Source organism: Chitinophaga sp. H8 (assembly GCF_040567655.1).
GTDB lineage: Bacteria > Bacteroidota > Bacteroidia > Chitinophagales > Chitinophagaceae > Chitinophaga > Chitinophaga defluvii.
In genome coordinates, this window is the sequence record NZ_JBEXAC010000002.1 from 2,743,740 (window position 1) to 2,763,836 (window position 20,097).

General features: G+C 42.3%; 16 protein-coding genes and 1 pseudogene. 7 read left to right on the forward strand and 10 right to left on the reverse strand.

Features of this window, described 5'->3' with window-relative positions; translation table 11 throughout:
- Positions 1–303 precede the first annotated feature (303 nt).
- Both ABR189_RS24890 and ABR189_RS24895 read right to left on the reverse strand, forming a co-directional pair.
- Positions 304–1,092: pseudogene (locus ABR189_RS24890) on the reverse strand (recombinase family protein); the annotation flags it as partial.
- A 17-nt stretch (positions 1,093–1,109) separates the two neighbouring features.
- Complete coding sequence (locus ABR189_RS24895; RefSeq protein ID WP_354663199.1) at positions 1,110–1,574, reverse strand: recombinase family protein; 465 nt, start codon at positions 1,572–1,574, stop codon at positions 1,110–1,112.
- Positions 1,575–1,892: 318 nt separating this feature from the next.
- Here ABR189_RS24895 and ABR189_RS24900 point away from each other — a divergent pair, with 318 nt between their 5' ends.
- On the forward strand, positions 1,893–2,630 hold the full coding sequence (locus ABR189_RS24900; RefSeq protein WP_354663200.1) for a hypothetical protein: 738 nt from the start codon (positions 1,893–1,895) through the stop codon (positions 2,628–2,630).
- Between the two features lie 45 nt (positions 2,631–2,675).
- On the opposite strand, the gene ABR189_RS24905 is transcribed toward ABR189_RS24900, so the two are convergent.
- Positions 2,676–3,233 (reverse strand): hypothetical protein, encoded by a 558-nt coding sequence (locus ABR189_RS24905; protein ID WP_354663201.1) that lies wholly within the window; start codon positions 3,231–3,233, stop codon positions 2,676–2,678.
- A gap of 448 nt (positions 3,234–3,681) precedes the next feature.
- On the opposite strand from ABR189_RS24905, the gene ABR189_RS24910 reads away from it, so the two are divergent.
- Positions 3,682–5,433 (forward strand): ATP-binding response regulator, encoded by a 1,752-nt coding sequence (locus tag ABR189_RS24910; RefSeq protein WP_354663202.1) that lies wholly within the window; start codon positions 3,682–3,684, stop codon positions 5,431–5,433.
- Positions 5,434–5,509: 76 nt separating this feature from the next.
- Positions 5,510–6,424 (forward strand): UbiA family prenyltransferase, encoded by a 915-nt coding sequence (locus tag ABR189_RS24915; RefSeq protein ID WP_354663203.1) that lies wholly within the window; start codon positions 5,510–5,512, stop codon positions 6,422–6,424.
- Between the two features lie 141 nt (positions 6,425–6,565).
- On the opposite strand, the gene ABR189_RS24920 is transcribed toward ABR189_RS24915, so the two are convergent.
- A complete protein-coding gene (locus tag ABR189_RS24920; RefSeq protein ID WP_354663204.1) occupies positions 6,566–6,736 on the reverse strand; it encodes a hypothetical protein in 171 nt (56 codons plus the stop codon).
- A gap of 308 nt (positions 6,737–7,044) precedes the next feature.
- On the opposite strand from ABR189_RS24920, the gene dinB reads away from it, so the two are divergent.
- From dinB to ABR189_RS24940, 4 genes are all read left to right on the forward strand, one after another.
- Complete coding sequence (gene dinB, locus ABR189_RS24925) at positions 7,045–8,205, forward strand: DNA polymerase IV (protein WP_354663205.1); 1,161 nt, start codon at positions 7,045–7,047, stop codon at positions 8,203–8,205.
- Between the two features lie 2 nt (positions 8,206–8,207).
- Positions 8,208–11,138: a DNA polymerase III subunit alpha gene (locus ABR189_RS24930; protein WP_354663206.1), complete on the forward strand. Its 2,931-nt coding sequence runs from the start codon at positions 8,208–8,210 to the stop codon at positions 11,136–11,138.
- A 192-nt stretch (positions 11,139–11,330) separates the two neighbouring features.
- Positions 11,331–12,674: a hypothetical protein gene (locus tag ABR189_RS24935; protein ID WP_354663207.1), complete on the forward strand. Its 1,344-nt coding sequence runs from the start codon at positions 11,331–11,333 to the stop codon at positions 12,672–12,674.
- A 16-nt stretch (positions 12,675–12,690) separates the two neighbouring features.
- Positions 12,691–13,203, forward strand: coding sequence for a response regulator (locus tag ABR189_RS24940; RefSeq protein ID WP_354663208.1), 513 nt, complete (start codon positions 12,691–12,693; stop codon positions 13,201–13,203).
- Between the two features lie 98 nt (positions 13,204–13,301).
- On the opposite strand, the gene mobC is transcribed toward ABR189_RS24940, so the two are convergent.
- From mobC to ABR189_RS24970, 6 genes are all read right to left on the reverse strand, one after another.
- Positions 13,302–15,284, reverse strand: coding sequence for a conjugal transfer protein MobC (gene mobC / locus ABR189_RS24945; RefSeq protein ID WP_354663209.1), 1,983 nt, complete (start codon positions 15,282–15,284; stop codon positions 13,302–13,304).
- Between the two features lie 26 nt (positions 15,285–15,310).
- Entirely contained in the window at positions 15,311–16,612 is a 1,302-nt protein-coding gene (locus tag ABR189_RS24950; RefSeq protein ID WP_354663210.1) for a relaxase/mobilization nuclease domain-containing protein, read from the reverse strand.
- Entirely contained in the window at positions 16,597–16,986 is a 390-nt protein-coding gene (locus tag ABR189_RS24955; RefSeq protein WP_354663211.1) for a plasmid mobilization protein, read from the reverse strand. The genes ABR189_RS24950 and ABR189_RS24955 overlap by 16 nt, the downstream gene beginning before the upstream one ends.
- A 220-nt stretch (positions 16,987–17,206) precedes the next feature.
- A complete protein-coding gene (locus tag ABR189_RS24960; protein ID WP_354663212.1) occupies positions 17,207–18,160 on the reverse strand; it encodes a DUF8464 domain-containing protein in 954 nt (317 codons plus the stop codon).
- Between the two features lie 178 nt (positions 18,161–18,338).
- Positions 18,339–18,779: a hypothetical protein gene (locus ABR189_RS24965; protein ID WP_354663213.1), complete on the reverse strand. Its 441-nt coding sequence runs from the start codon at positions 18,777–18,779 to the stop codon at positions 18,339–18,341.
- On the reverse strand, positions 18,773–20,050 hold the full coding sequence (locus tag ABR189_RS24970) for a hypothetical protein (protein ID WP_354663214.1): 1,278 nt from the start codon (positions 20,048–20,050) through the stop codon (positions 18,773–18,775). Before ABR189_RS24970 ends, ABR189_RS24965 begins: the two co-directional genes overlap by 7 nt.
- Between the last annotated feature and the right edge of the window lie 47 nt (positions 20,051–20,097).

The window sequence follows — 20,097 nt, forward strand, 5'->3', positions numbered from 1 at the left end:
CGTCTCTTCAGAGGATTGTTCCTTCCAGGCTTGTTCCAATACGACCTGATATAACTCAATCATTTCTGGTTTGGGAACATACCTTTTAAGTAGCCTGTAAAACTGTTCGTTTACATCTTCAGCCCGTTCACGGAAGCGGCAGCCTTTGGTACAATGATAGTAGGGGTATGCCTTTTTATAACGGTTAACGCTACCACTTCCCGTAACCAGTTTACCGCAATTTGGACAAACGATCAAACCTCTTAAAGGTAGAAACAGATTGGCCATTACTTTTGGTTTATAAGTTCGTCCCCGACCGTCTAAAACCTCTTGAACTTCATTAAACAGTTCTTCACTAATCAGGGGCTTATGTTTGCCTTTGACAAATACACTTTCTTCTTTTTTGTACTTGGGTATGAATAACTTCCCGCAATAGGCTGGGTTTCTCAGCGCCAGCCAAAATTGCGCCCTGCTTCGTGTAAACCCTTTTTGCTTGATGATTTTGAAAATTTGCTCGGTATTGTAAACTTTTCTTGCTACTTCTTCAAAGGCCCAAATCATCATACTGGCCATAGGTTCAATAGGAACAATAATTTTATTTTCGTTCTCATCCCGGACATTTTTATAGCCGACAGGTGCGCGGTTCATGTGCCTTCCTTCTTTCATTGCCCGGCGCATACCATGAATCACATTTAACGAACGCCTATCGTTTTCAACCTCAGGTGCGGCGAGATAAAAAGCCAGCATCATTTTAGATTCGGGTATCTCCATATCCAGAGGCTGTTCAATGGCCTGTGGCTCTACGCCCAATCTTCTTAAAATACTGATCATTTGGTAGGCATCCCCCGCATTTCGGCTAAAACGGTCCCACTTTAGGAACAACACGTAATCAGTTTTACCGCGATGCCTTTTAAGATCGAGCAAGTAGGCTTTCCATTTGGGCCTATTGAAGGTTTTGGCGGAATGATCTTCGAAAATCACATGCCTGATGGTATATCCTTTTAACTCACAGAACTTCCGCAAGAAGTCTTCCTGGCTTCGTTGTGAGTAACCTTTTTCAGCTTGTTCGTCGGTTGATACCCTGATATATAGGTCTGCTATTGTTTCTTTCATCTGTCATCTGTTTTAAATTATTGTTTATATTTTCGGGCAAGTTGAATACCTTCTTTAATCCGTGTTGATCTGTTGGATATTCCGTTTTGAAGGTCTTCTAAGATGCTGTGGGAAAGCAGGTGGGTAAAGAGATCTACGCCATTTTCACACTCGCCAGTTGACATTGGTTTGACACCGATAGTGGCTAATTCTGCAATAAATGGCAATGACTTATTTAGCCTCCGGGAAAACCTGTCCCAATTAGTAAATAGTAAATAATCCGGTTGAGTTTTTGATCTGCGCAGGTTTTTAAGGTAATTACGCCAGGGCGGAAGGTGAAAGGCGTCTGCCGGGCCATGCACTACAATTGTTCTGCGGATTTTTATTTCCTTCTTTAAACAAAATTTCTGGAGCAGGATTTCCTGTGTTTTTAACAACTGGTCTTGCTCATGATGATCTGCACATCTTGCACGGATCAATAAGTCAGCTACTTTCATTTTCATTTGATTTTAAGTAATGGTCTATGGTGATGTTGGCGAACAAGCATAATAGCTTCAATACTCTGGCCGCCATTTCTTCAGTTACAATTATTTCTTTCTTGCGCAAGTACTCCTGTACCTTGCTTGGGGTTAATTTTTCCATCTCTCTCACTTATCAAGTCCACAAATCCTTTAGCATCAAAGGCTAATCACCACCAAATTTACAAAAATGTTGGTGTAAAAATTATTATACACCAACATTTAGGGCTGTTGTATCACATATTTATTTTATGCTTTGAGGAAAACAGTGTTGTGATTTGTATAAATTTGGTGGTGCTGGACGTGGGAATTGATGAGATTTTTGATCAAAAAAAAAGTTGGGTGATGTCGAAAGTAAGCTATAAAATCATTGACGAACAAAGACTACAGGATGTGGATTACCACGGTAAGATGGTCAGACCCTTGTATTTTAAACTTGTGTATGCAAGAAAGTCCTCAACTTTTAAAAGCGCATTTTTTAATCAGCTTACTAAACCCAAACATGCGATTCATGTTGGAGCGGCGAGAAAGGTTCCTACGATTGATCAGCTTTTTAAAAAAGAGCAGCAGGTCATTAATTTTATAATCGATAAACTTGGAGATTCTTTTTCATTGCCCCTTTTTAAGGCTGAATATGGTTACTATACGACCGATCTGATTGAGTTTACCGAAGGATTGTTCAATGAATTTCTAAGAATTTATCTTACGGATGAAGGGCTTCCATCTTTTGCCAGAAGCTTGTTTGAGGGTAACAAAACTGTAGACATCTATCAGGTGGTGGATGATTTAAAAATATGCTTTAAGGCTGAAAGTTACTCTAAACTATTAGAGAATGCTTACAACTTGGCGCCGCCTTACCTGGTGTTGCATAATTTTGCCCGGACGATAAAAAAATGGCCTGTTATCCTTCCGGTAATAGAATGGGAGCAAAAGGATACGCGAGAATTATTTGTCCGGCACATAAAAGAAAACTTTAAAGGAATTAGCCCTGAGACAACTTTGTATGAGGTGGACCGATACGTTAAGAGGATTTCAAAATAGTTTTATAATTCAAGATTGCTAAGTATTCAAATATGCGTAAGCGGGCTAATGGTGGATTGCTGGTATTTTAATACTATTGTAGTTGCTGCCTATATAAGTCGGGTTTTGGGTTGCCGCAAACTCTATTGTGTGTATACTTGCCAGGTCTAAATCGTTGTGCAGATCAAGATCCTGGTAAAAAAACTCCTGACAATTATGTAAGTATTCAGTTGGAGATGTCGCAAATACATCTGCCTCTTGATCTTGAACCAATGTGAATTCACCGGTGGATTTGTATCCAAAGAGGAAAGGCCGGCCATTATCATATATTCCAGCTAGTATGTACGTACTGCCTTCAACTTTACCGTTGTAGGGATAAGTTTTGATCAGTTCTATTAGCTCGGACGCTTTGTGCTTTGCCGATTGAGACAATACAAGTGTTAATGCTTCGCACCAATCTTTACTGCCGGTATAGCCGCAGGCAATAGTTGGTGTAATATGATGTAATTTCTCCACTTCTCCTTCTGCGTAAATTTTCCCTTTTGGTCCTGCAAGTACCCATTTTCTATCCGCATAAAGGGTTATTCCTTTCTCAGGCTCTAAAATCGCTATGACAATACTCATATCCTAAATAGGTTTGAAACGACTGCAATTTACTTAAACATAGAGTAAATCCATGCCACACCTGTTTCTCCTGGTATCTTTATAGTTTGCGGCATAAGATTTTGATGAACTTAGCCGATAAACATGGTTTTGATATATTAAGTTTTTAAAGCAGCTATCTACCATGATAAATTCAAGCAATCGACCGGGTTTGTTCTATGGTATCAATTATTGCCCTTTTTTGATCATCTGTCAAAATTTAGTTCGGTTGATTAATATTGTTTATATTAACATCTGGTTAACACTTTAAAGGACATTTCGAAGTAGATTCATAACCATAAGAATCCTGAAGCCCGGAATTAGCTAAATTTTTTTTAATCATTAATAATTTGATCTGGACAAATCTAAGACCTGTCGGTTCTAAGGTTTTACTGTACCCATACCGCTAACCCTCAAAACTAAGCTCCTAATGGAAATCATTAAGCAGTTCCTACAAAAGTTACACCTGATCGCAAACCTGTACAACAAGATCGCTACTCTGGGCACCGATAAGGTGGCTGACGTGGATCGCCAATCTGTGGTGATTGTAAACTCACTTGCCTTTATCACAGGGTCAATGGTCTTAAGCATTGGTTTGTTCTTTTACGGATTAATTCATTCCAAAATGTTGCTGTATGGGGTTCTCTTCGAATCTTCAGCCTTTTATAGTTTGTTATACCTCAATTCCATAGGGAAACATAAGGCCGCAAAATTCGGGTTAATCGCTGTCCACAGCTTTTCTGCCGTGTACTTTGGGGCGTTACTTGGAATGGTGTTGTGCGTGGAATTGATTGCGGCATTTTTGATTGCCTTTTTATTGGGCGGCGCCTGTTTGATCTTCCCAGGAAAGAAAGAAAGGGCGATTTGCATGGGGATAGTGGCCTTTTTGATGGTCATTATTGAGGCCAATAATTATTACCAAGTAATCCGTCCACTTGAACTTAGCCATGTTAATTTCTATTATTTTCGGTGGTTTAGCGTAGGGGGAATGCTGGTATTGCTCTCGGTGGGTATATGGCTTATGGTCAGAAGTAATATGCTTTTGATACAAGAGATGAAAAACGCCGATGTGGCAAGGCGGAATTTCTTAAGTTCAACAAGTCATGACCTGCGCACGCCAATGGATGCCATTTACACCGCTGCCCAGGCACTAAAGCTGCATTTGAAAGACTCACACCGTTCATTGGATTTAAATGCGATCGAAAGCGCGTTAAAAACGATCCTACCAGCCAGTATTTATTCAAAAGGTATTATCAATGACATACTAGACCTTTCAAAAATCGAAGCAGGAATCCCAGCGGAGATAAAAAAAGAAAGCTTTCATACCATTTCATGGGTTCACAACTTTATGGAAATTCTGGCGCCGCTGGCGACCCAAAAAGGCATTAAATTAACGCTGAGGGTTGACCGTATTGGTATTCCGGCATTTATTCATACTGATCGGCTAAAGTTGACAAAGCTTGTTGTTAACCTGGTGATTAATGCGATAAAGTATGCGCCCCAGGATACCGAAGTAGTGATCAGCTTAGAATATATCAATCCCATTTTTGCCATCTCGGTACATAATCACGGAATGATCCCATTAGAATTGCAACCCAGGCTTTTCGATGCCTATGTTCGGGGAGAAAATCTGGACCAGACCGGTAATGGTCTGGGGCTGCATATTGTAGATTCGCTGATCAAAAGGCTGGATGGGAACATCAGCTTTATCAGTCGGGCGGATGTTGGGACAGAGTTTATTGTACAATTCCAGGGTATTGCCAGTGAAGGTGCCGGGCTTCGTCCTTCCGATCAGATAAAGGAAGAACGTGACAGATCCTTTATTGGCAAAAAGATTTTGGTCATTGATGACAGTGAGACTACCCTTATCGCACTGAAGGCTTTGTATAAAGACAGCAATCTGTTGTATAATGCGGAGGATGGTTTATCGGGATTGCAGGAAGCCAAATTAATTAGGCCAGATATTATATTTCTGGATTCTAATATGCCAAAGATGAGCGGCCTACAGACATTGCAGCACATTCGTGAAGATGATAATTTGAGATCTGTACCGGTGGTTTTGGTTTCTGCCGACGCGTATAAGGAAACCAATCAGCTATACATGACCGCTGGCGCATCGGATTTTTTAAGTAAGCCGCTTGACTTTAGCGATATTAAGTCTGTGATGTGCCGCCTTTTGTAAACGGCCCAGCTAGATAAGTTTACTGTTATGAGAATGCGGCTGGATGGAGTAACTTAGGTGTACAAGCTGGGCACCTATGATTTTCTATTGCCAATTGTTTGGGCATTTCACTATTCGTGAAGCCAACATTCTGTGGAGGTTTATTAAGAATGACATCAAGGATACGATTGTACCTTCGCTGATCTCATTTTTAACAGCATGGCTTTATGATGAGCATGCCTGGAAATCTTTTCCCTTAAGGCTGTTATTCTCGCTGGGCTATGCAGCTTTGTATATTTATACGTTTTGTCTTGCCAACCAGGTAAATTCTGTTGACGAGGATCAGATCAATAAGCCGGAAAGGCCCCTTCCCAGCGGCCTTGTGACCAGGAGAGAAACTGTTCAACGGATCATTGTCTATAATGTTCTCTTTCTGGCTGCCGCTTATCTGTTGCACATCTTTTGGATCAGTGTCGGTTGGCAGTTGGTCACTGCTGCATTAAACTACTGGGGATGGTCAAACCATTGGATTTCAAAAAACCATGTTTGCATGTCGGTAGGCACATTTTTGTTGTTCAGCGGGCAATGGACGATTGCTACCCCACAGGTGGCGATGAGCATGAGCAGTTATCTTTATTTTGGCTTATTAAGTCTGTGGGCTGGTTTTTCGCTGGCAATTCAGGATTTCAGGGATGAAGAGGGGGACCGAAAAATGGGAAGAAAAACGCTGACGATCTCGATGGGCAATATACGCGGACGACTTGTGATGGTTTTCCAATATCTGATCTTTTCACCTTTAATATTTACGGCGGCGATTCTGACCCAAACCTCGATTTCAGAACTTAGGCGGGCGCCGCTTGTGATGCTGATATTACTGGTTCAGCTAGCTATTCATTGGCTAATTGCCTACCGGATTTGGTTTTTTCGCAACCCCAAAGCCGATGATTTTACCTATCATGTATTTGTCTACTTGTTTTGCGCCGCCGTACCCGTTTTGTGCTTGATCCGGTAATGGCTGTCAAACGGATCATGTTTAACAAAAAGCATAGCGTGAGCCTGGTTTTAGAGGCAGAACTATTTGCCACCTGAAAAAACAAAGAATCCACCAAATTTGACGGATTCTTTGTGTCGGTAATACTTTGCCTGAGAGAAATTATTCTTCCCAGCTATAAGCCATCCCTTCCATAAAAGGAATGATCAGTGTGAGGTCCATACCTTTGCTGACCATCATTGCGCATAAAGTAAACAACTTCGTGGCCTGGTAAGCCTGTTCGGATTTTTCTGTTCCGATTTCAAATAAGAACGTCATTTTTTGTTGATTCATATGGAATTGTTTTTTATGAAATTAGAAGATAATACACGGAGTAAAAGCCCCATTTTTACGTATAAAGCCTATATTTTTTAGGGAAAAACCCTCTTCTAAAGGGGTTTTTTCCGCTTACGAATTAGGTGATCGACTGTTTTTGAGGTATAGAGATTCCCTCAATGTACTTAACATGTGTTACCTTTTAGAAATCAGTTGATTGCTGTTTTAGCGGTTGGTGAGCCTTCTGCATCTTAATAAATAAGCTAAAAATGTTAGTTTAAATACTAAAATTATTAGTATTCTTGCAGTCTTGAATATAGAGAGACATGACAGCGGGAGAAAGACGTATAGCGCACTTTGATCTGGACACCTTTTTCGTATCGGTGGAGAGAAAGCATGATCGCCGTCTAAATGGCGTCCCGGTGATTGTTGGCGGGGGAACCAGGGGCGTGGTTGCCTCCTGTAGTTATGAGGCCCGTGTGTTCGGGGTACGCTCGGGCATGAGTATGAGGCAGGCGCGGGTGCTTTGTCCCGATGCTATTGTAGTCAGCGGTGACCATGAACTTTATAGCAAAGAATCCAGGCTTGTGACCCAGGTAATTGCCGATAGCGCACCACTTTATGAAAAAGCAAGCATTGATGAGTTCTATATGGATGTTTCCGGAATGGGGACGTATTGTTCGAGTGCCAGAAAATTTCTGACGGAGTTAAAAGGAAAGATCCATCAACATACCGGACTTCCGATCACCTATGCCCTGGCTTCCAATAAATTGGTGAGTAAAGTAGCAACCAATGAAGTTAAGCCCAATGGAAAAGCAGAGATTTTTTTTGGGGAGGAAAAAAGCTATCTGGCACCTCTGCGGGTCGAAAAAATGCCCGGCATAGGGGAAAAGACTTCGCTGGTCTTAAAGGATTGGGGAATTAAAACCATTAAACTGCTCTCGGAAACCCCGGTAGAGATCCTAACACATAAATTTGGAAAGGCCGGTAGTGATATGTCCCGCAAGGCCAACGGAATTGATGAGTCGCCGGTAATTCCATTTAGTGAACAGAAAAGCATTTCCACTGAGGCAACCTATGACAATGATACCATTGACGTACAATTTCTGCGCGGACAGTTGATCCGCATGACCGAAAAAATCAGCTTTGAACTACGGCAACAGGCCAAACTGACCGGGTGCGTGACTGTTAAGATCAAATATGCAGATTTTACAACGGTAACCAAACAATGTTCTATAGGCTATACAGCATCAGATGATGTATTGATCAGCACGGCCAAAGACCTGTTTGACCGGTTATATGACAGAAGGATATTAGTCCGGCTGGTCGGTATACGCTATTCTGATCTGGTGGCCGGGCATCCTCAGATCAGTCTTTTTGAGCAAACCCAGGAAACAGTCAGGCTCTATCAAACATTGGATGAAATCAGGAAGAAATTTGGGGCAGGTGCGGTGATGCGTGCCATTGGGGTAGAAAAGAAGAAATAGCCATGTACCTGAATTGCAAAACATATTTTTCATATCGCTGGGGCACCTTCAGTACCTCCCAGTTGGTCGAGGCTGCCGGGCAGGCGGGGGCCACTTCACTGGCTTTAACCAATATCAATAATACAAGTGACATCTGGAGCTTTGTAAAGCTGGCACAACAGGCAGGGATAAAACCAGTCGCGGGCGTTGAATTTCGCAACCAGGATAAACTGTGTTACGTGATGCTGGCTAAAAATAATGAAGGCTTTGCGAAGATCAACCGGTTTTTATCTCAGCATTTGGTAAATAAACAAGCATTTCCTGACCTCCCTGAAATGGACCAGGACGTGTATATCATCTATCCCTTTGCTCATGGTTTGCCGGATCACCTTGAGGCTAATGCTTTCATTGGCATACAGGCCACTGAAATTAATAAGCTCTTTGGGGTGGACATGAAACGATATGGTCAGAAGATGGTGATTCTTCAACCGGTCACCTTTCAAAATAAAACCTATTATGAATTGCACCAATTCTTAAGGGCTATTGATAAGAATGAAATCATCAGCAAACTTCAACCGGGGGATATCGCCGGTAAGCACGAATTTTTTGTGGCCGCGGGCCGTCTGATTGCAGCATTTAAAGACTACCCGCTATTGGTGAGCAATACCTTTCAATTGTTGGATGCGTGCAGTATTCAGATGGATTTTAAAATAGATAAGAACAAGAAAATTTTTACCGCTAGTAAAGAAGATGATTATGAGCTGTTGGTGAAATTGACCTATGAAGGAATGGAAAAGCGGTATGGGAAGAACAATGTGAAGGCTGGTTTGAGGGTTGCCCAGGAATTGAAAGTGATCTCGGATCTTAATTTTGTCACCTATTTTCTGATTGCCCAAAATATCGTTCAGGAGGCCAGTTATCGTGGATACTATCATGTCGGCAGGGGGAGCGGCGCTAATTCTATTGTGGCTTATTGTTTGCGGATTACAGATGTGGACCCGATTGAACTGGATCTATATTTTGAACGGTTTCTCAACAGCAGCCGAACCTCCCCGCCAGATTTTGACTTGGATTTTTCCTGGCAGGACAGAGATGATATGATTGATTATGTGTTCAAGCGTTATGGGAAGGAGCATGTAGCACTGTTGGGGATGTTTTCTACTTTTCAGGGTAGTTCTGCAATAAGGGAATTGGGAAAAGTATTGGGGCTTCCTAAAATGGAAATTGACGGGTTGGTTGAAGGACAATTTCATTCGGGGGACAAAAACCATGAGAAGATCAAAATGCTCGCCCCTTTAATGCTGGACTTTCCAAATCATCTTTCGATTCACCCTGGGGGGATGCTCATCTGTGAAGAGCCGATTTTCGGGTACACCGCGCTGGATCTACCACCAAAGGGCTTTCGGATTACGCAGATAGATATGGTTGTTGCCGAAGATATCGGCTTGTATAAATTTGATATTCTCTCTCAGCGGGGGTTAGGACATATCCGTGAGGCTATTGATATTGTCAAACAAACCAGGGGCATTGACGTGGACATTCATGCAATAGAGAAATTTAAAAAAGATCCCAAACTGGCAGAGAATATCAGATCAGGCAATACGATCGGGTGTTTCTATATTGAATCTCCTGCCATGCGGCAATTGCTAAAAAAACTGCGCTGTGAGGATTATTTACGTCTGGTGGCCGCGAGTTCTATTATCCGTCCGGGAGTTGGGCAATCTGGAATGATGCAGCAATATATCTACCGGTTCAACAATCCAGGAAAATTTGAATACCTGCACCCGGTGATGGAAGAGTTGTTACAGGAAACCTATGGGATCATGGTCTATCAGGAAGATGTGATCAAAGTATGTATTCATTTTGCAGGCATGAGTGGTGAAGATGCTGACATTTTGCGAAGAGGAATGTCAGGTAAATTCAGGTCAAAGCAAGAGATGGAACGTGTGTCGGAGAGCTTTCACCAGGGTGCGAGGTCTTTATGCAGGCCGGAGCCGATCATCACTGAGGTGTGGCGTCAAATCTCCAGCTTTGCGGGGTATTCTTTTAGTAAAGCGCATTCGGCAAGTTATGCGGTGGAAAGCTATCAGAGTTTATTCTTAAAATCATACTACCCGGTAGAATTTATGGTCGCTGTCATTAACAATTTTGGTGGTTTTTATTCCCGCGAACTGTATTTTCATGAACTCGCCAAAACAGGAGTCAAGGTTCATGGGCCTTGTATAAACCATTCGGTACACCTGACCAGTATTGTGCGCGGAGAAGTGTATGTTGGATTTATCCATGTGAAGGGACTGGAAAAAAAGACCATAGATTCCTTGCTTGATAACCGGGCAAAGAATGGTAGATATATAGACCTACAGGATTTTGTAGACCGTACGCACATTACTGAAGAACAGTTGTACTTGCTGGTCAAAGTGGGTGGGCTGGGCTTTACAGGTATTCCAAAAAGGGAACTTTTAATTCAGGGAAGTTTTGTTTGCCGTCCAGTTGATAAGCGTTTTAGCGGCATGGACAATCTTTTCGGGGAACAGAAAAAGACCTTTAAGTTGCCGTCTTTAGAACAAACCATGATCGAAGACCGTATCCAGGAACTGGAGATATTGGAATTTCCACTAGGCAATATCTTTGAGATCGTGGATGCTGACGTAAAGCAATTTCCATTGGCTCGGGACCTTGAAGGCCATATCAATCAGCAGGTGACCTGCCTGGGCTATTTGATCTGTACAAAATATGCAGTAACTAAAAAAGACAAGCGAACAATGAAATTCGGGAGTTGGTTGGACGCTTCCGGGGCCTGGTTGGATACGGTTCACTTTCCAGACAGCAATGCGATGTATCCATTTAAGGGCCGTGGTTTTTATCAATTTACGGGCAAAGTGGTTATGGAATTTGGGGTGATCACAATTGTCGTGGAAACTATGCAAAAGATAGGCATCAAGTCGGTAGATTAATTAGTTGGACAAATGTTATTCATTTGTTATTCAAAAAAATCGGGGGCCAGGTTAACGGAACAAGCGTACCTGGAGTACTAAATTGAATATTACTTGGCAAACGTTGAGGCGGACCAAAGATTCGCAAGGGGACCTATTTACTATGCCTAAGTGAAGGAATTTAATTTGATCTGTACTATTTAACTCCTAAGAATGAATAGGATTATGTTATGGGCATTGATGCTGTGGAGCATTAATGCCCCGGCCAGGCAGTATATACACAATTCGACCAGTCTGTATTTGCAAACCGATAAACACATTTATACTCCTTCAGAAAGGGTATGGTTTACAGGCTACATGCTTAACCTGGATACAAGTGTTGACTATCATACCATGTATGTTTCGTTGCTTGATCCGATCGCTCACAAACCTGTTTTGCTGGAGAAATTCATTTTAAGTTCCGGGGTTTGTTATGGTATGCTGGACCTTCCCGATAGCTTGCGCAGTGGGGATTATCCGCTAATTGCATTCACTAATAATTATCTTTTGGACAGCATTGAGCAGGAATTTCACCAGTGGGTTTCCGTGCGGCGTCCTGGGGAGCGTCCGTTTATACCGTCCCATGTAGAGGGCTTTAAAAGCCCTGCGACTCAGCAGAAGATTGACGAATGTAAACCCATTGTGAGCCTGAGCGCAGATTCCTCGGAATATCACCAGCGCAGCCAGACGAAGTGGGCGGTACAAATAAAGGACCAGGATGGAAAGGCTGTGCGGGGTACTTTTACCGTATCCTGTGTGTTAAGTAACAGGCTCCGTGAAAACAGTAATTGGAATATCCGAAGGTTCTATTATATAGACCAGCACACCTTTGCAAATCAGCAGCAGATCAATACCGGGCCACATGATGTATATCCGGTTAGCGGGTATGTTTTAAGGGGTAAAAAAGAAAGCGGGAAGGCTATTCCGATGCTGCTGATGACCAGCAGCAATGCAGTTCCATTTCAAACCAGCAAAAAGGGGACCTTTAAACTGAAGGCGGATCAAGTGATTGCTCCCTGGAATACAGATGCCTATTTAAGTATTGCCAAAGGAAACAACAGCATGAATTTTAGGATCGTTGTCTGGGACGATCAGCAGCGGATTGTGAACAAGCTGGCACTGGTGGATTACCCATATAGCCAGGAAATGGTTGTAGACAGTTTAGTTTTTACAGCTAAGGAACTGGAAAATATCGGCACGCTTTTGCATCAGGGTGATACTTCCCGGCCACCTGCAAATTTACCTGTATCTGCATCTACTGAGCAGGAATATTTAAAAAAGATTAAACCGGCGTACCTACCTGTAGCCTTCCCAGTGGCGGATTATTCTACCGATACGATTGCTGGTTTGAATATCGGCACAACTTTATACTGGAATTACCAACTCACCACAGATGAACAGGGCAAGGCAGAATTCAGTTTTTATACCGGCGATCTCCCAGGAGACTATACCTGTTTCATTCAGGGGTTAACCACCCTTGATTATTTTGTTTCAAAGACTGAATTCCATATTAAATAAGCTGTAAATATTACTTATGATTATCAAAGTTAATGTACCTGATAGAATGCTTGGAGAATGGGAAGTAAAGAGTGTTGGTGAAGAAAAATACTTGTATCGCCATCAAAATGATGCTTCAAAGCTGATTGCAAAAACAGATGAACCTATAAGTGAAGACAGTATTAAATTTATTCAACAGGCTTATGGGGATGTATTTGTTGCCGGACTTGGGCTTGGCCAGATGGTGAAAGCTCTGATCGAAAAAAACGAAGTCGAAACAATAACGATAATAGAAAAGGATGTTGAACTAATTGAATTGGTAGGCAAATATCTGGAATCAGTTTCACTAAAAGTAAAGTGTATCCATGCAGAGGCATTAACCTATGTAGACCGGAGTTTTTATGACTTTATTTGGTTTGACATATGGGAGGAGGTTAAGGCGGAGAACTGTAAGCAAATAGAACGTTTAAAATCTCATTACTGGAAAAAAGCAGAAGAAATATTTTTCAATAACGAGGAAAGGTGTCGGCATCTGCTGCTGCTTAAATAGACTTTAGCCAAAGTAAGCATAAACAAAACCTTTGCCCCGGTCTACTTTTACAGGCAAAAAGGACGGCCGGTAAGCAAAGGTTTATTTTTTTGATGGTACTATTTTCTGATCACTAACGCTTCCAGTTCAGGATCAGAAAGCATTCTTTCAATTTCTGAAGCTACTAAATCCTGGATGTCCTGCCGGATGCGGTTGTAATTGTCCTCAACATCCTCCTGGGTGACCTGGCGTATAACGGGGATAGGTTTATAGTTTTTTTCCTCGACATTGATTGCATCAAAATCATTGACGATTTGACAATGGAAAGCTTTCAAATGGCAGGGCTGTTGCGGAGTATCGGCAATCATTCCAACGAATTCACCACTACTGAGTGCTGCAATTTTTGAAGCCGGTACTGCGTATTCCAACTGTTTACTTTTGGAAACGGAAGTATCTGAAGCGTTGATGGATAAACTGGTCCTGTCCTGGTTGATCTTTCCGATTCGTTCGGAAAGTTGTTTAGCAGAATCACCTGAAACCTGTCCGGAAACAATAGTTCCGGCCATGTTGATGATCACCTCAGCACTATCCTTTCCATATTCTTTGCGTACCTGATTCAGCTCCTGTAACCCTATGTAAGTGCATATTTTATTTTGGCGACCGGTACTGACGACCATATTTAGTTCAAGGTTCAAGGTGGGCCATTCATCGAATACCAGCGCGCATTTGACTTTGTTTTTTTGATTGATGATCTTTAGAATGCGGTTGCCGTAAAGTGAGAGTACCGCTCCGTAGGTCATAATTTTTTGAGGATTATTACCCATACACAATACCACAGGATGCTCAGGATTGTTAATATCAAGACCAAAATCATTACCGCTCAAAACGTAATAAAGTTGAGGGCTGGTGAGTCTTGCCAATGCAATTTTCGCGCTCGCGATCTGACCTTCCAATTGTTCCATCACGTCCGCCTCGTAGGCTTTCAGGAAGGGTGACAAAAGGGCTGATATGGTGGATTCCAGCCGCATAATGGAGAACATCTCATCGTAAGCAACCTGAATAAATTCCAGCACATGCGGTAGCGTACAGTATTTTCCATCCTGGTATCTTCTTAGATACCAGATGATCGCAGTCACGAAGTTGATTGCACTTTCGGTGAAAAATTCGCCTTCTTTTTTTTTCCACTCTTTATTAAGACCCAGCAGAATCGTGCGAGCGGACTCGCTGGCATCAGTAATATCGGTCATGCCAATGGGGTCAAAAACGTTACCTCTATGGGTCCTGCTTAGGTCATCGAAGTTGATAAAATAGCAGTCGCTTTTTGCGCCGTATTTATGCTTGTTTTTAAGCCAATAGTTATAAGCGATGATGCTCAGATCGGGGAACTTGAAATCATATATCAGCGCGGAAAATGGCTCTGGCTTACTTAGACTTTGGGAAATCACGTGACGTAAAAAGTATGCTGTCTTACCCGAACCAGCACTGCCCTGACAAATACATGCTCTCTGTGGGGAGATTATGTTTAGAAAGCCCTGATGGACTTTCCCTTTATACTTGAATCGCGTAGGCAGGTTAACAGAAAATTCGTTTTCGATAAGCCGGGTTTCCTGCGGGAAAGTTTCATTCTCCTGATTGAAGATATCATCTGCAAGATTGGCTTTGATGATTCGTGAAAGCCAGGTGCCCCCGGTGAGCATAAGAATAAAACCGATGAAGATCATGCCCATGTAGGCTGCGGCGATCAGTTGGTTGTCCCAGGGAAGGAACAGTAAAAAATAAGCGCCAAAATAAATGGCCAGACCCCAGCCGATATGGACAAGAGCCTTTTTTAAGGTCATCGTTTCGCTCTTGCGTCCCTTAGCACCAACCAGGGAAATGGCAAGGAAACAAAGGGCAAAGAGTTTTGATTTATGAAAGAAAGTAAACAGGCCGGTGCGGGCAATATTGCCCATTAAACGGTCCGTAAATTGGGTTACTAATTGCCAATGTAAAAAGGCAGCATAAAAATAATAGTATACATGAAGTATTAACAGAACGATACTGATGAACCTTGTCATATCCAGTATCTTTCTCAAAGCTTGTTCGTTCTCGCCACTCGCCATCACAATTGTATTTAGGGTTATCAGATTTATTTTTTCTTTTTTTTCTTCTTTCTGCGAAGCTGATAAGGAAGAAACTCATAGACTTCCTCCGGAGAAATGAGAATTTCCAGTAATCCTTTTTCGCCATCTGAGTAATCAGAAGAGCTGGAGATTGGAAGGTCTTCTGCGGTTTGCAGTCCGGGATTTTTTGGTGGAATTGGGGCCTTATTATCTTCGATCACCTGGTTGTGAGCAGAGATGATTTTTAAGCCATCTGATAATAAAGAAAGTTGCCCGTTGTCTGCCGCGCAGCGCTGTTGTATTGCACCTGCACTATAGGCTGGCCCCAGGTCGCTGCCATTGAGCGCACACCTGGTTTTATTGTCCACATAGCTGATTCCATAGATCTGCCGGGCCTGATTTTTAAGCAGCACGATCTTGATGTTTTGTTTATTCAACTGAGCAGATAACGCTGACAGGGAAGGTGGTGGCTGGGTTTTTAGGGCAAGATCAACCGCATTTTTTATCCTGCTGAGGTGTTGCGGGGAGAAATCTTTCTTTGCCACAAAGTGCTTATGCAGGTCTTTTAAAGTCGCCTCAACATTCAATAAACTGGAGCGCAGGGGCTTACCAACAGGTGTCCCGGCTGGACCGATCAGGTGATAGATTAACCCCATTTTTTGGTACATCCTGGAACCTTTTTTGCCTCTGTCTGCACCAATATTGTAACCTTTCAACACTGCGTTCAGGGCAGAAAGTGAGCTGAACTTATAGGTTTTCAGGATGTAATTAAGCCGGTCTTCAATAGCCTTTTTGGTCTGAGATTTACTGTAAATGACTTTGCTTACGTTGACCGGTGCGAGTTCATATAGACCGGATTCATGTTTAGCTGCGGGAACCAGGCCATACTTTTTCTCCAGTTCTTTACGCGCCGGATCAGACTTCCTTTTTCCAATCATATAGGTATCCACCAACCCGCCGTTAGGGGCAATTCGGTGAGTGACTATATGCACATGCGGGTGGGAAGCATCGTAATGACGGTAGACCAGATAGGGTTGCTCTGCTAATCCTATGGCCTGCATATATTCGTTGGTAATCTGAGAAATCTTGGCATCAGAAATGACTTCTCCAGGGGCAAAGTTTAGGGAAATATGCAGCGAAGGCCGTAGTATAGGACGTTTTTGTGCAGTTTTTAAAAGTACCTGGAGGCGCTGTTCACGGTTCATTCGCTGGAGTTCCATAGGGTAATTTTCCGCCATCAAAAGCTTTGCAGAACCGGTTTCCAGCTTCTTGTCATTATAGAAAAAGCTCTTGCGGATATGTTTGCCGCTATTTATGATTGCAACCATACTGCGGCAGTTTTATGAATGAATTCACGGATAGCGCGGATGTCTTCCAGCATGTTTTTTTGTTCTGATTGGTAGGTGACCAGCCATTTACCAAACTGGGCAGGTTGCTTGAGGGTATGAAGCACATGTACGGCCTGATTGAAGTTATTTGCTACTCCGTTTAAATCCTTAATCAGCTTAGAGAACTCAATCATGAGCGCATCGGCAGTGTGGTTTCTATACCCGGCAATCATGGGCTTTCCTAACAGGATCTTTCTGGCGTAGGAGGATATTTTGCGGTCTGTGGTACGGGAAAACTCGGTGTGCAACTGTTTATACTCTACTTCTGAAAGGCGCAAATGCAGCCATTTGGATTTGGTTTCTGATTTTTTCATGTTCACTTTTCTTTTTCACGGATCAAATTTGTTCACTCTTAACCGCCCCCGACTTAGGAGGGGGCGGCAAAAAAATTCCGGTTGTGATACAACCGAACATCTTGCGGGTTCCAGCATCGCGTGGGACGCCATCCCCTGACCAGGCGGGGGATGGCCAAACTCAGGTACGCTCAGGGTTGATGTGCTGATAACGGGAAGATGATTTTTGCAGGCAAGAAAATCAGGGCGATAATTTTCTGTTCTTTTTTGGGGTCAGACCAAAGTTGCAATGCAGATGGTTAAAGTCATCATAGCCACGAAAAACATAACTTTTATCTTTGTAGAGTTTCTTATCTAAAGACCGCGCATAGGCTGTCACTTTTTTTCCTTGCCTGTTATTGTCGAGATAAAGGTCATTGACTTTATATTTTTCAAAGAGTGGCCTTGCCGATTCAAAAAAAACAAGACTGTTCAGTACAACCACATCTTCCCCCTGTCGGTCTTCCGGCGGCACCAGAGTCATGTAAGAGAGGAAGCTAAAAAATCCCTCAATGATGGCGACCTTTTGACCAGGATCTGGACCAAATTGAAAGTGGGTATAGTTCTTTGGAGAGCTGCTTCCCTTGAAGTATTTATTACGGAGTTCATAACCCCCATCTTTGTTTTGAAAGCCAATGGCAAAATTTTGTTTGCCGTAAAGCATAAAATGGACTTCCTTACAGTACTCATTTGCAATAGAAAATGGAATCCGTCTTTCCTTTAGATAAGACAGCAAGGCCGGATGTTGAAGTGGAATACTTTTAATGATGGTAATTTTGTTTTCGTCTTGTTGGTGAGCATCCGGCGATATGTTTTTAGATTTTGGCCTTACAGGCGTTTCAATGGGTAGATCTAAGGACTGTTCCAGCCGGTTTAAAAATTCAGCGGCTGAACATTTGAAATAGAGCATTCCAAAATCTATTACAGTTCCTCCGCAGACCTTTTTTCCAGGCTGTGGCGTTTCACCAAAGTCAGCCCATATATTCTTTTTGCGTTCAACTTTGAAAGATGGGGTTTTCTCCTCACGTAGCGGTGAGAGATAATAAAATTTGTCACCAACTTTTCTTTTAGGCTCGAAGCCCAGTTTTGCAAGGTAATCCACCAGGTCCAATTGATTTGCGCGTTGGTACCTTGCCTTTTCGTTACTGTTTTCCATTCTACACGTTTTCGGGTTCACAATACAGTTCAGTGATACAAACTTAGTATGTGTGATGCCGAAAACCTTGACCTGTTGGTTTTTTGATATAGGTTAACTGGGACGGGAAATCCGCGTGGCATAAAAAAAAGCTGCCCGAAAATATTGACAGGCAGCTTATATAAGAATTTAAGGGTTCTTAACCGATAAAAGTGAGATTTATCCTGCAACCGTAGGCATCAGATTTGTAAATAGAAAGCCTAGCGGTTCGATCAAATAATCTAAATGAATGTAGTTTTCTGCGGTAGTCTTTAATCTTTTTGTCACCATTGGTAATGGGGTCTAATTCAAAGGCAACACCATCATCTTCAAAATACTTCAAGGGGTTATCAAAGAAGTTTTGATCATCTGAATACAGGTTTACAAAGACATCCTGGGCAATTAAATTAATCGTCACTGACCTAAAAATAAAATTCCCTAGATTAAAATTCTTGATCGTATAATTATCTTCCCAATCCTTTTTATACTCATAACCTGAGAAATCGACCCTTGAAAAATTCAGATCTTTAACAACGGTGGCAATAATTTTGTTATCGTAAACCAACTGATTGAATAACGGCAAATCTTGCATTTTTAACAACCTCCAATTCCTTTTGTATATGGCTTAATAGAATAAGTGCCATAATTGTTTCTATAAGTTGCACGTCCACCCAATCTTTCCATTGCATCCTTTAAAAGATTAAGGTAACGATTTAAATATATTTCAACGCCTGGTCCGCTTGGAGGTGGCGAAGATTCTACCTGTGATTCAAATATATCTTCGGCCGCATCTTTTGCTTGAGCTGTCAGTCTTGCTGCATCCCCAGCGCTGATAAATGTTCCATCTGCGCGTGTTCTTGGGAATTCGAAATAGAGAATTTTGTCATAGTGCATTCGTACATACTCTATGTGAATTATATTTCCTATCTGATAGGTTGTGATATAGTCAATGCGTAAATCTGATACTCCACAGGATTGGTACGTTTCTATCGCAGCGGGTTCATATGCCCATGATGCGCAATTGGACGGGAAATCAGGATCACTGTTACCATCGACCTCAACTGTACCTGTTGTTTGGCTATCATCTGTGTAACCTGGGTCGCCAGCGCCTCCTCCCGGACCGGTAGGGCCACCATCACCAGGATCACCACCTATTGGAGGATACCCTCCGCCGGTATCAATTGGGGGTAAACCAGTACCCGGACCGGGATCTGGAGTAATGATCACAGGATCTAAGGGGATATCTAAGCTACACCCTTGTCCGTCTACCATGTCACCAGCAGGCGTGTTCGGGCATTTATCATCTTTATTAACTACCCCATCCTGATCATCATCTTTGTCAGGGTCACCTAAAGATGAACTTTGTAGATTAACTCCTGACAGATTTGAACTTAATCGTTTGCCGTTTTGAACGGCGAGCACACCATGTAGTTTTCCATAAGAGTTGAAGAAAATTAACCTGCCATCAAGATGAGCATAATCAATTTTTTTAACAGCTTTTAATGTACTATGATTTGGAATTGCCTGGACAACCTTACTCTGGATTTTACCATTGTCCTTCATGACGATCATTTGAATCACCTCGCCTGTTTGTTTTTTATAGTATAAGGTAATGTAAAGTGCATTATGATTATCTGAAAGACGGTAGCGATAGATCTTTTCCCAATTAGGTGTAAGGGGCTTATCAGGGAAATTATCAGACAGCCCCTGATTAAGCGCTTTGGAATATTCGGCCTTTGCTTCGGCTAGGGTCACCGCATCCTTAGCAATAGGATCTTGTGTGCTGACCATGTTTTTGCCATCTTTTTTACAGGAAGGCACTACTGCAAAAAAGCAAACGCTTATAAGCAGGATTTTTAAATAATTTTTCATAGGTTTTTGGAGATACGTTAATCGAGCATTATACTGCTGAATTAACA